The sequence below is a fragment of the Rhodopseudomonas parapalustris genome (assembly GCF_053772255.1).
This window is the reverse complement of sequence record NZ_JAMKBZ010000012.1, coordinates 25477-38945: the sequence shown is the minus strand read 5'-3', so window position 1 is coordinate 38945 and position 13469 is coordinate 25477. Positions and strand designations below refer to the sequence as shown.

Sequence of the window (13469 nt, the reverse complement as noted above, 5' to 3'; positions counted from 1 at the left end):
ATACCGTGTAGGGGTATATATCCGACATGCACAAGGACATCAAGGCGTCGTGTCAAAAACGGCTGGGCAGGATCGAGGGGCAGGTGCGCGGAATCTCCAAGATGGTGGAGGAGGGGCGCTACTGCATCGACATCGTCACCCAGATATCAGCGGTCCGCGCCGCGTTGCGGCGGGTGGAGGAAGAAGTGCTGAAGGATCACGTCGCGCATTGCGTCGAGCACGCGATCGCGAGCGGTGACAAGGCCGATCAGCGCCAGAAGATTGCGGAACTGATGGACGTGATCCAGCGCTCCGGTCGCTGAACGGACGAAGCCCCGCGGCAAAGCGGGCGCTCAGCGGCGTTGGGCATTCGCAGTCGATGCGCCGAACAGCGAGGTCTTCACCGCGCTGAAGCCGGCCGATAGCTGCGTCAGTCCGCAGGATACCGGATCGTTGCTGCTGCAGGCGTAGCGCGGCGGCTCCGGCGTGCGCCGACGCGCGGTCCGCCGCTTGTCGGCCCGCGCTTTCGCTCGCTCGGCCGCACCGCGCGCCTTTGGCTTATCGGTCGCTGGTTTGTCCACCACCTGCCGCGGCTTGGGGAGCGGCGGCGACTCGATCGCCTGCTGCTGTTGTTGCTGCTGCTGGAGTGCGGCGATCTGCTGCTGCTTCGCCGCAAAGGCCGCGGCGATCATCTTGCGGCGGCGCTCATCCAGATACGCCGTATAAGCCTCGTCGATCTTGCGTAGTTCCTCCGGCGTCGGGTTGGGCCCGGCGATGTCGAAACTGCGGTTCTGCATGAAATCGTAATAGCTGTAGCCGCCGCCGGGTTTGCGCCGCCCGGCGAATTTGGCGTCGCAATGCGATTGCAGCGTGGACTTGGCATCCGTCGTGGTCGCTTGGGCTTCGCCCTTGGCGACACAGTCCTCATAATCGACCGGTTCTTTGCTCGGCCACCACTGCGCCTGGGCAGACGACGCCGACGCCGCGATCCCGATCAGGACCGCGAACTGAATCACTCCGAGCTGTCGTCCTCCGGTCATGCCTGTCCCGCGGCTGGGGCGCTCATCTATGCTAATTCCGCCGAGGTTCAGAGCGGTTTGTCAAGGCATCGCTGTGGTAATGCGGGCCGAATACACCTGCAAATTAACTTACATGAAACTCGACATTGATCTGACCGCTGCCGCTCGAGGGGAAATAATCGCACAATTGCTCGGCCTCGCCGGCGTAATCGTCCCAGCCGAGCGCCGCGAACAGCATCACGGTATCGGCCATGCCACCTTCGCCGTTGCACTTGGTCGCGTAGTCCGGAAGCATCGCGGTGAATTCCCGATAGCGCCGTTCCTGCCAGAGCTGCAGCACCCGCAAATCGACCTGGCGGTTGAACTCGCTGGCGATCGTGGTCCAGGCGTCGGGGCCGAGATCCTTGTTCGGCCACAGCCGGTGCGACAGCGAGCCGGAGGCGAGGATCGCGACCCTCTCGTCCGAGGCGTCGATCGCGCGGCGGGTCGCTTCGCCGAGGATGCGGCTCTCTTCGATCGAGGTGAACAGCGGCGAAGCGATCGAGACGACCTTCGCCCAGCCACTCGCGTTGAGATAGTGCATCGGCACGATGGTGCCGTATTCGAGCCCGAGCGTCGGCACCTGATGCGCGAGCACCTTGAGCCCGCGTCCCTGCGCTTCGGCCGCGATTGCCTGCGCCAGAGCCGGATCGCCCGGCAGGTCGTAGCGCAGATCCTGGATCATATGCGGCGCTTCGTGGCTGGTGAACGAGCCGCGATGCTGCGCATTGGCGTTGATGTGATAACCGAAATTCGACAACCAATGGGTGTCGAACACCACGAAGGTGGTGACCCCGCGCTGTTCGGCGCGGTGGCCGAGTTCGCGTAGCGCTGCGACCGCGCCGGCGCGCGCTTGTCGCAGCGGGCTGTCGGAGGTCTCCGACAGCATCAGCGAGGGGACGTGACTGACCTTGGCCGCCAGCACCAGCTTGCCCATCGTGCAACTCCCGATCTCTGCTGGCGCTATTCGGCTTCGGCGAATTCCTTCTGGTGCAGCCAGGCGGTGTGGCGCGGCGGCTTCTTGGTCACCGCCCATTCGTCGACCATGGCGTGGGCGACGCTCTTCATCTGGGAGAGCTGTTCCGGCGTGGCGGTCCAGGTCGCGACTTCCAGCCTGTGACCGCTGGGATCGCGGAAGTAGATCGACTTGAAGATGGTGTGATCGGTCGGACCAACCACCTCGAGCCCTTCGGCCTCGGCGCGCTGCTTCGCCGCCATCAGCGCATCGACGTCATCGACCTGAAAGGCGATGTGCTGGACCCAGTCCGGGGTGTTCGGATCGCGCCCCATCGGCGGCGAGTTCGGCAGTTCGAAGAATGCCAGGATGTTGCCCGCACCGGCATCGAGGAAGATGTGCATGTAGGGATCGGGCGCCTTGGTGGACGGCACCCTGTCCTCGGCGATCGCGCCGATCAGCTCCATCCCCATCACCCGACCGTAGAACGCGACGGTTTCCTTGGCGTCCTGGCAGCGATAAGCGACGTGATGGATCTGTTGGATCTGCATGGTGTCCTCCCGATTGTTTTGGTGCGTTTGATCCGCATTGGATCAAACGCCCCCGTCGGGAGGTTGACGTGGATCAACGATCCGGCCGTCGGCAGCCAGCCGGTCGGCAGGGCCGGCGCCGGCAGCGGCCGGCGCGAGCGGGACAGTGGGGATCAGGCGGCGAAGTTATCGGCCAGGACCGACTCGCCGTGCTCGATGTGCTCGAGCTCCGAGAGCTTGGTCGTGGTCTTGCCGCGGCACGACCAGGAGATCTGGGCTTCGTCGCCGTTGATCGACAGGATGATGCCGGTGGCGCCGCCCTGTGTGGTGACTTCGTCGCCGACCGAGAACGTCTCGTTGGCGAGTGCGGCCTCGAGCGCGGCGCGCAGACAGTAGATTTCGCTGCCGGTAGCGGCGCGGAACGCAGCGGCGGCCTTGGCAACCATATCGTCGGTAACTTTGAGTTTGTGGGCCATTGCACGTACCTCGATTGGTCCGATCGTGGAGGGCTGCGACGTTGCCGACCCTCACGGGAGAACCACGCGGCGATTAGGCTGCTAGATGTGGTAGTTTCCGTTAAAGATGCAGCTCCGTAACGATACTGAAGCCTGCTCCATTACCGTTGACGGTAATAATCCACCCGGCAGCGGATTTGCAATTGAGCTGCATCAAAACGCCAAACGCGCGCCGAAGCGCGCGTTTGCGTAATTGGTAGATCAGTAGGGGCGATCAGACCGCGATCGAGTGCCGGACCGACGAGTTGCGCAGGTAAGTATCAAACACCGATGCCACCACGCGCGATAGCCGGACGCCTTCCGGCGTGAGGGTCAGCTTGCTGCCGTTGCAGATCACCGCGCCGTCGCGCTGCAGCTCGGCGAGCGAATCCTGCTCCGGCGCGTACCAGTCCTCGGTGTAGCCGAATGCCTTGCCGGCGGCGGCGAGGTCGATCTTGCCGTCGCACATGATCCGTTCGATCACATGGGCGCGCAGATTATCCTGCTGGGTGAGGGAATGGCCACGCGCCACCGGAATTTGGCCGGCCGCGACCGCGCGGGCCCATGCGCCGGTTTCGCTGATGTTTTGCACATAACCGCTCGGGGTGCGCCCGATCGAGGTGGCGCCGAGGCCGATCAGAGTCTGCGCCGCGTCGGAGGTGTAGCCCTGGAAGTTGCGGTGCAGCTCACCGGTCTTGGCGGCGATGGCGAGCGAGTCGCCGGGCAGTGCGAAATGATCGATGCCGATGCGGACATAGCCCCCCTTGACCAGCGCCTCGGCCGCGGTTTCGGCCTGGGTGGCGCGCAGCTCCGACTTCGGTAGCGAGTCGTCCGGGATCATCCGCTGGTTCTTGGCGACCCACGGCACATGGGCGTAGCCGAACAGCGCGACCCGGTCGGGCTTCATCTCGACGCATTGTTCGACAGTGCGGCGCAGATCTTCGGCGGTCTGATAGGGCAGGCCATAGATCAGGTCGAAGTTGATCCGTTCGACGCCGGCCGACTTGAACAACTGCATCGCGCGGGCGACCATTTCGGGCGGCTGGATGCGGTTGATCGCCTCCTGCACCTTCGGGTCGAACTCCTGCACGCCGAAGCTGGCGCGGGTGAAGCCGAGCTCGCCGATCTTGGCGGCCATGTCTTCTGTCAGCGTGCGCGGATCGCTTTCGATCGCGATTTCGGCGTCGGGGAGGAATTCGAAGCGCTCGCGCAGCAGCGTCATCACCGCGCCGAGATCCTGCGGATCGATCACCGTCGGGGTGCCGCCGCCGAAATGCAGATGGCGCACCGGCATGGTGCCGGGCAGGGCGTCGCCGACCAGATTGATCTCGTCGATCAGGCTGCTGACGTAGTCGGCGACCGGATCGTACTTCGCCGCCAGCTTCATGTTGCAGCCGCAATACCAGCACATCTGCTTGCAGAACGGCACATGCAGATACAGCGAGATCGGCTCGTCGGTGTCGAGCTGGGCGAGCCAGCCGCGATAGATCGACTCCGGGAAGTCCTTGGCGAAATGCGGCGCGGTCGGATAGCTGGTGTAGCGCGGCACCGAGCTCTTGGCGTATTTGTCGAGGGCTGACGACATCGTCGTGATCTCTCTCATCGCCCCGCGGATCAACGCGCGGAAAGGGTTTCTGACTGACCTCCGATCGGCTTTGATCGTCGGCTGGCGTAAATGTTGGCGGCGTCCGGAATCGAGGTCCAGTCCGCCACGAAGCGACAGCAATCGTCGCCGTGCGCTCCGCACGCCGTCTCGGTGACCCGTGTATAGGGCGACACCAGAGACTGGAATAGCCGTTGAAATACGGAGGCGTGCCAGACGCAAACGTTGTGATCGGCGTGTTCGCCGGCGCACAGCGGATTGGCGGCGATTTCGAACGTCACCGTCTTTCCCGTCTGCGCGGAGAATCTGCCGGAACCGGCGAAGGTCCACGCGTGGGCGGTGATCGCCTTGGTCAGCATTCTGGCGGCGATCGCGGCCGGCATGATCTTCAGCACGGCCTGAGCCAGCTTCGGAATCCGGTTGGCCAGGATATAGTCGCCGGTACGAAGCCCAGCGTCGGCGAGGATCTCGGCGGCCTGCTGCGGTGGCAAAACGCGCCGCACCGCCTGATGAATCGCCGCCACCGGACGTTCGTCGACCATCACCGACGGCGGCTCGGCGAGCCAGTCGCTCGCCGCCGCCTCGGAGAAGATCTCCTTCGCGGCCGGCTGGAGGCCGGCCGCGTCGAGCGCGTGGATCAGTTGGATGACGGCGTTGGGTCCGATCTCGGACACAGCCGGATGCGTCTCCACGTCAGTGACGGGTCGCCGAACCTGCGTCATGGGTCGTATCCACCATGCGGCTGGCGACGGTCTCGGCCAGCTTCTCCTGGGCGTGATCGCACTCGGTTTCCTGCATCTGCTCGGTGCCGCCGCCGCAGGCCGAGACGATGGCCATCTGAGAGGCGGCCGCCTTGCGCGAGCGGTCGGCGTTGGCTTCCCAGTCCGCCATCTGCGCGTGCGAGATCTTGCGGGTGGTGTCGAAGTGGAAGTCGACCTTCTTCTTCGACTGCGGGCCCCAATAGCCGACCCGGCCGAGATCGTAGAACTTGCGCTCGAAGCCGGCCTTCAGGAACGCCTTCAGGCAGCCCAGCAGGTAGCGGCGCCGGCGTCCTGTTCCCGACCAGGGATACGAGAAGAACGCCTTGTACATGTAGAACCGGCGATAGTTGTTCATCACCCGGTCGAGCAGCTCGCCGCGCTCCATCGCCGCCGGCTTCACGATCGGCGTGACGAAATTGTACTTGGCGAAGTCGAACACTTCGACCTTGTCCGACAGTTCCTTGAACAGCGGAGTGAACGGCCATGGGGTGTACATCGACCAGTTGGCGAGGTCCGGCTTCCAGTCCATCGCCATGCGATAGGTCTCTTCCAGCGTCTCCGGGGTCTCGGAGTCGAGGCCGACGATGAACTGGGCTTCGACCACGATTCCGGCTTCGCGGAGCAGGCGGATCGCCTTCTTGTTGTCGGAGATCTTGGTCTCTTTGTTGAACAGGTCGAGCTTGAGCTGGGCTGCCGCTTCGGTGCCGAGCGAGACGTGCATCAGGCCGGCTTCATTGTAGAACTTCAGGAGCTGCTCGTCGCGCAGGATGTCGGTGACGCGGGTGTTGATGCCCCACTGCACCTTCTTGTTCAGGCCGCGCGCGATCAGCTCCTCGCAGAACTGGATGAACTTCTTGCGGTTGATGGTGGGCTCTTCGTCGGCCAGGATGAAGAAGCCGACGTCGTACTTCTCGACCAGCTCCTGGATCTCGTCGACCACCTTCTTCGGGTCGCGGACGCGGTAGTCGCGCCAGAATTTCCACTGCGAGCAGAACGAACAGGTGAACGGGCAGCCGCGCGCCATGTTCGGGATCGCCACGCGGGTGTTCATCGGAATGTAGCGATATAGATTCCAGTTCAGTACGCCCCAGTCCGGCTTAATGGCGTCGAGATCCTTGACGGTCGGCGCTGCGGCGGTGGCGACGATCTGGCTCTCGCCGTTGGAGCCCTCGGTGTAGGCGAGGCCCTTGATCTCGGAGCGGTTCGCCGGCCAGTTGCCCGAGGCAACGGCGCGCGCCAGCTCGACGACGATCTCTTCGCCTTCGCCGCGGACGATGACGTCGACCCACGGCGCTTCGCTCAGCACCTGCTGATACATGAAGGTCGCGTGCACGCCGCCGAGCATGGTGACGACCTTAGGATTGATCTGCTTGGCGATCTTCAGCGCCTCTTCGGCAGCATAGATCGACGGCGTGATCGAGGTCGCGCCGACCAGATCGGGCTGATAGTCCGCCATGATCTTGGCGAGACTTTCACTGGAGAGATCCTCGGTCATCGCATCGACGAACTTGATGTCGTCGAAACCATTGGCCCTCAGCGCACCGGCCAGATAGGGGGCCCATGCCGGCGGCCAGTGGCCGGCGATCTCTGCGCCACCGGAATGATAATTCGGGTGAATGAGAAGGATGCGCACTGACTTTCTCCCATGATTGTCAAGAAACGATGACATGGTGTTTGTCAACGATGCTTGACGCAGATCAAACGAAATGGTGCTTTGGTATTCAGCAACGCGCGATCGGCGCCGCTGCCGCTAACAGGTTGCGGCCCGTGAGGACCGTCGAGGTGTGAGGAGTCACGTCTCCGCGACGAAGTTGGCGTCCTGCCGAAGCGCGTCCAACGTGTCGACGTTCAGGCAGTAGCTTTGATAGGCGGGCACCAGCGTGCCCGCGGCGATATCGGCGTCGCATTCCTGCTTGTGCTCGCAGACCGCGCAGGTGCGACGGAGATCGTTCAGTAACATCGGTTCCTTTTCCGCGAGTGCACGGATGCTGATCCGCAGCGCTTCGAGCAGGCAGGGCAATTCCTTGGCACTGCTGCCCTTGGTCGCGAGGGCGCGAACTTCCGCGGGCGACAGACCGAGGTCCTTGACCATGTTGGCCATCGCCCGACCGAAGGCTTCCAGTTCGCTCGGGCTGCCGGCGATCTCTTCCCACTCCTTGACGACGTCGGCGACAGCTTCGGTCATGGGCGCGGTTCTTGTCGGCTTGCCGGGTGCGGTCATGATCGCCTCCAACGCAACTCACCGCGCGATATACTCACACAAGCCGTCTTGCCCCATTGCGCTGGATCAACGAGTGCAACGCGGTTGCGATCGATCAAAGACAGGCCGTAAACTCCGGATGCGCCGTACAAAATCAGCCTGATACGAAACGGCCGGCGGCGCTGCGACGAGGAACGGGAGCTGCCCTTTTCGGGGGCTCGAGCAAGTGGGAGGGAGCGCGGTGCTGCTGGGGCTATTCGCCGACATTCACGCCAATCGGCCGGCGTTTACCGCATGCCTTTCCGACGCGCGTCAGCGCGGCATCGAGCGCGTCGCTCTGCTCGGCGATTACGTCGGCTACGGCGCCGATCCGGACTGGTCTGTCGACACCGTGCGCGAGCTGGTGGCGGACGGCGCGGTGGCCGTGCTCGGCAATCACGATGCCGCGATCGGGCAGACGCGGGTGCAGATGAACGCCGAAGCCGAAGCGGCGATCGAGTGGACGCGCGGGCAGCTCGATTCGGCCCAGCGCAAGTTTCTTGCAGAGCTGCCGATGCGCCACGAGGAGCACAGCCTGCTGTTCGTGCATTCGGAAGCGACCCGGCCCGACGCCTGGATCTATGTCACCGACACCGCGGTCGCTTCGCGCAGCATGCAGGCGGTGTCGGCTCACGTCACCTTCTGCGGTCACGTCCACAAGCCGGCGCTGTATTCGCTCTCGGTCACCGGCAAGATGACCACCTTCGTGCCGACCACCGACGTTCCGGTGCATTTGCTGCCGGGGCGGCAGTGGCACGCGGTGCTGGGGTCGGTCGGGCAGCCGCGCGACGGCAACCCGGCGGCGGCCTATGCGCTGTACGACACCGTCAAACACGAGCTGACCTATTGCCGGGTCGCCTATGACGCCGCCGATGCGGCGCAGCGGATTCGGGCCAACGGTCTGCCGCCATGGCTGGCCGATCGCCTGCTGGTGGGGCGCTAGACGATGGAGCAGGCCACGTTCGAGCCCGGCTCGACGCTCGATGGATTCATCATCGAGGAAGCGATCCATCGCGGCGGCATGGCGACGCTGTTCAAGGTGCGCCGCGACGACGACCCGCTGCCGATGGTGATGAAGACGCCTCGGATCGGCGAGGGCGAGGACCCGGCGGCGATCGTCAGCTTCGAGATGGAGCAGATGCTGATGCCGCGGCTGTCCGGGCCGCACGTCCCGAAATTCATCGGGATGCAGGACTTCTCCAGCCATCCCTACATCGTGATGGAGCGGATCGCCGGCGAACCGCTGCTGGCGCGGCTGCCGGAGCTGCCGCTGCCTTACGACGAGGCCGTGGCGATCGCCGCCAAGATCGCCGGCGCGATCGCCGACCTGCATCGCCAGCACGTCATCCATCACGACATCAAGCCGAGCAACATCATGTTCCGCCCGACCGGCGAAGCGGTGTTGCTCGACATGGGACTGGCCTGCAGCGATCAGTTGCCCGACCTGATGCAGGAGGAATTCCGCCTGCCGTTCGGCACCGCGCCCTATATGGCGCCGGAGCGGCTGCTCGGCGTGCGCGACGAGCCGCGCAGCGATCTGTTTGCGCTCGGCGTGCTGCTGTATTTTTTTACCACCGGCGTGCGGCCGTTCGGCGAGACCGAGACGATGTACGGCATGCGCCGGCGGCTGTGGCGCGATCCGCATCCGCCACGCAAGCTGCGGCCCGACTATCCGCCGTGGCTGCAGGAGATCGTGTTGCGCTGCCTGGAGATCGAGCCGGCGTGGCGCTACCCGACCGCGGCGCAGCTCGTGTTCGATCTCACCCATCCGGCCGAGGTGAAGCTGACCACGCGTTCCGAGAAGCTGAAGCACGATCCGCTGCGCACCGTGTTGCGGCGGCGCTTCAACAAGGAGCTGACCCGGCCGCGCGCGGTCGAGTCGATGGCGGCGCATCTGGCATCGGCGCCGATCGTGGCGGTGGCGATCGACGTCGCCGAAGGCTCGCCGGCACTCAACGAGGCGCTCCGCGTCACCGCCTCTCGTATCCTCGCCACCCTGCCGTCGGCGCGGCTCGCCTGCCTCAACGTCCTCAAGCTCGGCCGCATGACGATCGACCGCACGCTCGACGAACACGGCCATAACAAGCACGTCGATCGACTGGTGCAGCTCAGGCATTGGGCCGAGCCGCTGAAGCTCGAAGACGATCGTCTCACCGTGCATGTGCTCGAAGCGGTCGATCCGGCGTCGGCGATTCTGGAATTCGCCCAGGCCAGCCGCGTCGATCACATCCTGATCGGCGCGCGGCGCAGCTCGGTGCTGCGCTCGCTGCTCGGCAGCGTCTCGGCCAAGGTCGCGAGCGAAGCGAGCTGCACCGTGACCATTGTGCGCGAAGCGCAGCCGGCGCCGCCGCGCAACGCGCCCCGACCGGCGGCGCAAGAGGCGTGATCCCGCGTTGGGAAGCGCGAGACGCTCAGCTTCGCACAGCCCAAATCAGTTGATCATCAGACGGTCATCGACCGCTGCTACGCCAGGGGTCGACCATGCGGCATTTTGCGCTGCGCGGCGTTCGTCCCAGGTGTCGACCCGGCCTTCCAGGATCACGATGTTGCCGTTCTTCACCGTGACGCGGATGCTCTTCGATCCGATCTCGGCGTGGCGGCGAAGCGCCGACTCGATCTTGGCACGGATGCACGAATGATCGGCCAGCGGATTGTTGATGACGATATTGTTGGTGACGCCCATCACGCCGGCGAGTTTGCGGACGTCGTCCTCTGCGGCGGCTCGCTCGAAGTGCCAGTCGACCGTTCCGCTCAGCGTCAGCCAGCCGTTCTCGACCTGCACCTCGATCGAGCTGGCGGGCACCAGCACATTCCACTCCAGCAGATCGCAGGCCCGCTGCGCGATCTGATCGTCCGCGGTTCGATGGAACGGATAGCGGACTTCGATGTGATCGACGATGGCGTGCACGCCCTTGACGCGACGCGTCGCCGCGACCGCAGCGACCTTCTCGGCATAGCTGATGACGTGACCGCTGAGGATCACTCTGCCGCTCTCGACAGCAACCTTGACGTGGCCGCTGTTGAAGCTCGGATCGAATTCGAACTCGTCAAGGATGTTTTGACGAAGCTGGGACTCGGACATTCGTGGCCTCGAGAGTACCGCTACGCTGACGCGCGGCATCTTGGTGTCTCGTCCTGCAATCACATTGATCAGAATCAACAACGAGACACCGCCGCGATTGATCCGCATCAAATATCGTGCCGGTTCGTCCGCTGCAGCACGCTGTTCGAGGTCGGTGCATGTCTCGCATGCGCGCGAAGCGATCGTCGCGACGGTTGCTGCAGGAACGCTCACATTGCGTAGCGTTCGCGCATGACTATGTCACGCAATGCTGACATTGTTTGCGTCCATCATCGCCGTGCGCGGGGGCGCGCCGCACCGAGACGACGTGGAAGCAAACCCGCCTGCGGGGCAAGTCCCCGCACCAGCGCCAATCCGGCGCATACCTGCCCGATAATCTGGAGATGATGATGTCCGACGTGTTGTCCAACGATCTGTTGCAGAAGATGGACGCCTATTGGCGCGCCGCCAACTATCTGTCGGTCGGACAGATCTATCTGCAGGACAATCCGCTGCTCGATCAGAAGCTGCAGCTCGAACACATCAAGCCGCGCCTGCTCGGGCACTGGGGCACGACCCCGGGACTCAATCTGCTCTACGTGCACCTCAATCGGCTGATCACCGAGCACGATCTCGACATGATCTACATAATCGGACCCGGCCACGGCGGCCCGGGCATCGTCGCCAACGCTTACTTGGAGGGCACCTACACCGAGCGCTATCCGGCGATCGAGCGTAGCCGCAACGGCATGCAACGGTTGTTCCGGCAGTTCTCCTGGCCGCACGGTGTGCCGAGCCACGTCTCGCCGGAAACGCCCGGCTCGATTCACGAGGGCGGTGAACTCGGCTACTCGCTGGCGCATGCCTTCGGTGCCGCGTTCGACAATCCGAATCTGATCGTGGCCTGCGTGGTCGGCGACGGTGAAGCCGAGACCGGCGCGCTGGCGACGAGCTGGCACTCCAACAAGTTCCTCAACCCGGCGCGCGACGGCGCGGTGCTGCCGATCCTGCATCTGAACGGCTTCAAGATCGCCAATCCCACGGTGCTGGCGCGGATCGCGCCGCAAGAGCTGACCGATCTGATGCGCGGCTATGGCTACGAGCCTCACTTCGTCGAGGGCGACGATCCGGCGGTGGTGCATCAGACGCTGGCTGCGACGCTGGAGCGCGTGCTCGGCGAGATCAAGGACATTCAAGACAAAGCGCGCCATCACGGGGCGACCGAGCGGCCGCGCTGGCCGATGATCGTGCTGCGCACGCCGAAGGGCTGGACCGGTCCGAAGCACGTCGACGGCAAACCGGTCGAGGGCACCTGGCGCGCCCATCAGGTGCCGATCGCCGACTTCAAGAGCCCCGAACATCTGACGCTGCTCGAAGACTGGATGCGCAGCTATCGCCCCGAAGAGCTGTTCGACGCCACCGGCAAGCTGCGCGACGAGCTGCAGGCGCTGGCGCCGACCGGCCGCCGCCGGATGAGCGCCAATCCGCACGCCAATGGCGGCGAGCTACTGGAGCCGTTGTCGCTGCCCGATTTCCACGACTACGCGGTGACGCTGAGCGCGCCCGGCGCGCTCAAGGCGGAAGCAACGCGGGTGCTCGGCACGTTCCTGCGCGACGTGATGAAGAACAGCCTCGAGAGCGAGAACTTCCGGCTGTTCGGTCCGGACGAGACCGCGTCGAACCGGCTCGACGCGGTGCTGCAGGTCTCGCCGAAGGAGTGGATGGCGGCGATCGAGGACGTCGACGTCAATCTCGGCCCCGACGGCCGTGTGATGGAGGTGCTCAGCGAGCATCTGTGCCAGGGCTGGCTCGAAGGATATCTGCTGACCGGACGCCACGGCTTCTTCTCGTGCTACGAGGCGTTCATCCACATCATCGACTCGATGTTCAATCAGCACGCCAAATGGCTGAAGGCGTGCGCGACGATTCCGTGGCGCAAGCCGATCGCGTCACTGAACTATCTGTTGACGTCGCACGTCTGGCGCCAGGATCACAACGGCTTCTCGCACCAGGATCCCGGCTTCATCGATCACGTCGCCAACAAGAAGGCGAACGTGGTGCGGATCTATCTGCCGCCGGATGCCAACTGTCTGCTGTCGGTGGCCGACCACTGCCTGCGCAGCCGCAACTACGTCAATCTGATCGTCGCCGGCAAGCAGCCGGGGTGGCAGTGGCTCGACATCGACGCCGCCGTTCGGCACTGCACCACAGGAGCCGGGATCTGGCATTGGGCCAGCGACGAGGGCGAGCCCGACGTGGTGATGGCCTGTGCCGGCGACGTGCCGACGGTGGAGACGCTGGCGGCGGTGACGCTGCTGCGCCAGTACGTACCGGACATCAAGATCCGCGTCGTCAACGTGGTCGATCTGATGGTGCTGCAGCCGAGCTCCGAGCATCCGCACGGCATGGACGATCGCCGCTTCGACGAGCTGTTCACCACCGACAAGCCGGTGATCTTCGCCTTCCACGGTTATCCCTGGCTGATCCACCGGCTGACCTACCGCCGCCGCAACCACGCCAACATCCACGTCCGCGGCTACAAGGAGGAGGGCACCACCACGACACCGTTCGACATGGTGGTGCTGAACGATCTCGATCGTTATCGGCTGGCGCTCGACGCGATCCTGCGCGTTCCGCGGCTAGCCGACCAGCGTGACGCCGCGACCGCGCGCTACTGGGCGACGATCCAGCGCCACAAGCTGTATGTCGGCGAGCACGGCGACGACATGCCGGAAGTGCGCGACTGGCGCTGGTCGGCCTGATCCGCTCACGAACCGGGCCGGCGCGAT

13 protein-coding genes are annotated in these 13469 nt (G+C 64.5%); 4 read left to right on the top strand and 9 right to left on the bottom strand.

Going from position 1 to position 13469, the window contains the following annotated elements:
* Positions 1–26 precede the first annotated feature (26 nt).
* Positions 27–302: a metal-sensitive transcriptional regulator gene (locus tag M9H71_RS12510; RefSeq protein WP_011157220.1), complete on the top strand. Its 276-nt coding sequence runs from the start codon at positions 27–29 to the stop codon at positions 300–302.
* Between the two features lie 30 nt (positions 303–332).
* On the opposite strand, the gene M9H71_RS12505 is transcribed toward M9H71_RS12510, so the two are convergent.
* The 8 genes from M9H71_RS12505 to M9H71_RS12470 all read right to left on the bottom strand — a co-directional run bounded on the left by M9H71_RS12505 (position 333) and on the right by M9H71_RS12470 (position 7601).
* The gene (locus M9H71_RS12505; RefSeq protein WP_455405321.1) at positions 333–1019 is read right to left on the bottom strand and encodes a hypothetical protein; all 687 of its coding nucleotides are present in this window, start codon (positions 1017–1019) and stop codon (positions 333–335) included.
* 103 nt (positions 1020–1122) lie between these two features.
* Positions 1123–1974 (bottom strand): 3,4-dihydroxyphenylacetate 2,3-dioxygenase, encoded by an 852-nt coding sequence (gene hpaD, locus M9H71_RS12500; protein ID WP_455405320.1) that lies wholly within the window; start codon positions 1972–1974, stop codon positions 1123–1125.
* Positions 1975–2000: 26 nt separating this feature from the next.
* Positions 2001–2543 carry a VOC family protein gene (locus tag M9H71_RS12495; protein WP_455405319.1) on the bottom strand — a complete coding sequence of 181 codons (543 nt, stop codon included), beginning with the start codon at positions 2541–2543 and terminating at the stop codon, positions 2001–2003.
* Between the two features lie 152 nt (positions 2544–2695).
* Positions 2696–2998 (bottom strand): preprotein translocase subunit YajC, encoded by a 303-nt coding sequence (locus M9H71_RS12490; RefSeq protein ID WP_455405318.1) that lies wholly within the window; start codon positions 2996–2998, stop codon positions 2696–2698.
* A gap of 253 nt (positions 2999–3251) precedes the next feature.
* On the bottom strand, positions 3252–4601 hold the full coding sequence (gene hemN / locus M9H71_RS12485; protein WP_455405317.1) for an oxygen-independent coproporphyrinogen III oxidase: 1350 nt from the start codon (positions 4599–4601) through the stop codon (positions 3252–3254).
* Between the two features lie 29 nt (positions 4602–4630).
* Positions 4631–5341, bottom strand: coding sequence for a bacteriochlorophyll 4-vinyl reductase (gene bchJ, locus M9H71_RS12480; protein WP_455405316.1), 711 nt, complete (start codon positions 5339–5341; stop codon positions 4631–4633).
* Positions 5313–7013: a magnesium-protoporphyrin IX monomethyl ester anaerobic oxidative cyclase gene (gene bchE / locus M9H71_RS12475; protein WP_455405315.1), complete on the bottom strand. Its 1701-nt coding sequence runs from the start codon at positions 7011–7013 to the stop codon at positions 5313–5315. Before bchE ends, bchJ begins: the two co-directional genes overlap by 29 nt.
* A 159-nt stretch (positions 7014–7172) precedes the next feature.
* On the bottom strand, positions 7173–7601 hold the full coding sequence (locus M9H71_RS12470) for a hypothetical protein (protein WP_455405314.1): 429 nt from the start codon (positions 7599–7601) through the stop codon (positions 7173–7175).
* A 220-nt stretch (positions 7602–7821) separates the two neighbouring features.
* Here M9H71_RS12470 and M9H71_RS12465 point away from each other — a divergent pair, with 220 nt between their 5' ends.
* Together M9H71_RS12465 and M9H71_RS12460 are read left to right on the top strand one after the other, a co-directional pair.
* Positions 7822–8562: a metallophosphoesterase family protein gene (locus M9H71_RS12465; protein WP_455405313.1), complete on the top strand. Its 741-nt coding sequence runs from the start codon at positions 7822–7824 to the stop codon at positions 8560–8562.
* 3 nt (positions 8563–8565) lie between these two features.
* Positions 8566–10005 carry a protein kinase domain-containing protein gene (locus tag M9H71_RS12460; protein WP_455405312.1) on the top strand — a complete coding sequence of 480 codons (1440 nt, stop codon included), beginning with the start codon at positions 8566–8568 and terminating at the stop codon, positions 10003–10005.
* A gap of 45 nt (positions 10006–10050) precedes the next feature.
* Here the strand turns inward: M9H71_RS12460 and M9H71_RS12455 are convergent, their stop codons facing one another.
* Positions 10051–10701 (bottom strand): BON domain-containing protein, encoded by a 651-nt coding sequence (locus M9H71_RS12455; protein WP_455405311.1) that lies wholly within the window; start codon positions 10699–10701, stop codon positions 10051–10053.
* 389 nt (positions 10702–11090) lie between these two features.
* On the opposite strand from M9H71_RS12455, the gene M9H71_RS12450 reads away from it, so the two are divergent.
* On the top strand, positions 11091–13442 hold the full coding sequence (locus M9H71_RS12450; RefSeq protein ID WP_455405310.1) for a phosphoketolase family protein: 2352 nt from the start codon (positions 11091–11093) through the stop codon (positions 13440–13442).
* Positions 13443–13469: the final 27 nt, after the last annotated feature.

Excerpts from the sequence above, each read along its gene's own strand:
- M9H71_RS12510 (WP_011157220.1), top strand. The coding sequence starts at position 27 with ATGCACAAGGACATCAAGGCGTCGTGTCAAAAACGGCTGGGCAGGATC.
- M9H71_RS12505 (WP_455405321.1), bottom strand. The coding sequence starts at position 1,019 with ATGACCGGAGGACGACAGCTCGGAGTGATTCAGTTCGCGGTCCTGATC.
- hpaD (WP_455405320.1), bottom strand. The coding sequence starts at position 1,974 with ATGGGCAAGCTGGTGCTGGCGGCCAAGGTCAGTCACGTCCCCTCGCTG.
- M9H71_RS12495 (WP_455405319.1), bottom strand. The coding sequence starts at position 2,543 with ATGCAGATCCAACAGATCCATCACGTCGCTTATCGCTGCCAGGACGCC.
- M9H71_RS12490 (WP_455405318.1), bottom strand. The coding sequence starts at position 2,998 with ATGGCCCACAAACTCAAAGTTACCGACGATATGGTTGCCAAGGCCGCC.
- hemN (WP_455405317.1), bottom strand. The coding sequence starts at position 4,601 with ATGTCGTCAGCCCTCGACAAATACGCCAAGAGCTCGGTGCCGCGCTAC.
- bchJ (WP_455405316.1), bottom strand. The coding sequence starts at position 5,341 with ATGACGCAGGTTCGGCGACCCGTCACTGACGTGGAGACGCATCCGGCT.
- M9H71_RS12470 (WP_455405314.1), bottom strand. The coding sequence starts at position 7,601 with ATGACCGCACCCGGCAAGCCGACAAGAACCGCGCCCATGACCGAAGCT.
- M9H71_RS12460 (WP_455405312.1), top strand. The coding sequence starts at position 8,566 with ATGGAGCAGGCCACGTTCGAGCCCGGCTCGACGCTCGATGGATTCATC.
- M9H71_RS12455 (WP_455405311.1), bottom strand. The coding sequence starts at position 10,701 with ATGTCCGAGTCCCAGCTTCGTCAAAACATCCTTGACGAGTTCGAATTC.
- M9H71_RS12450 (WP_455405310.1), top strand. The coding sequence starts at position 11,091 with ATGTCCGACGTGTTGTCCAACGATCTGTTGCAGAAGATGGACGCCTAT.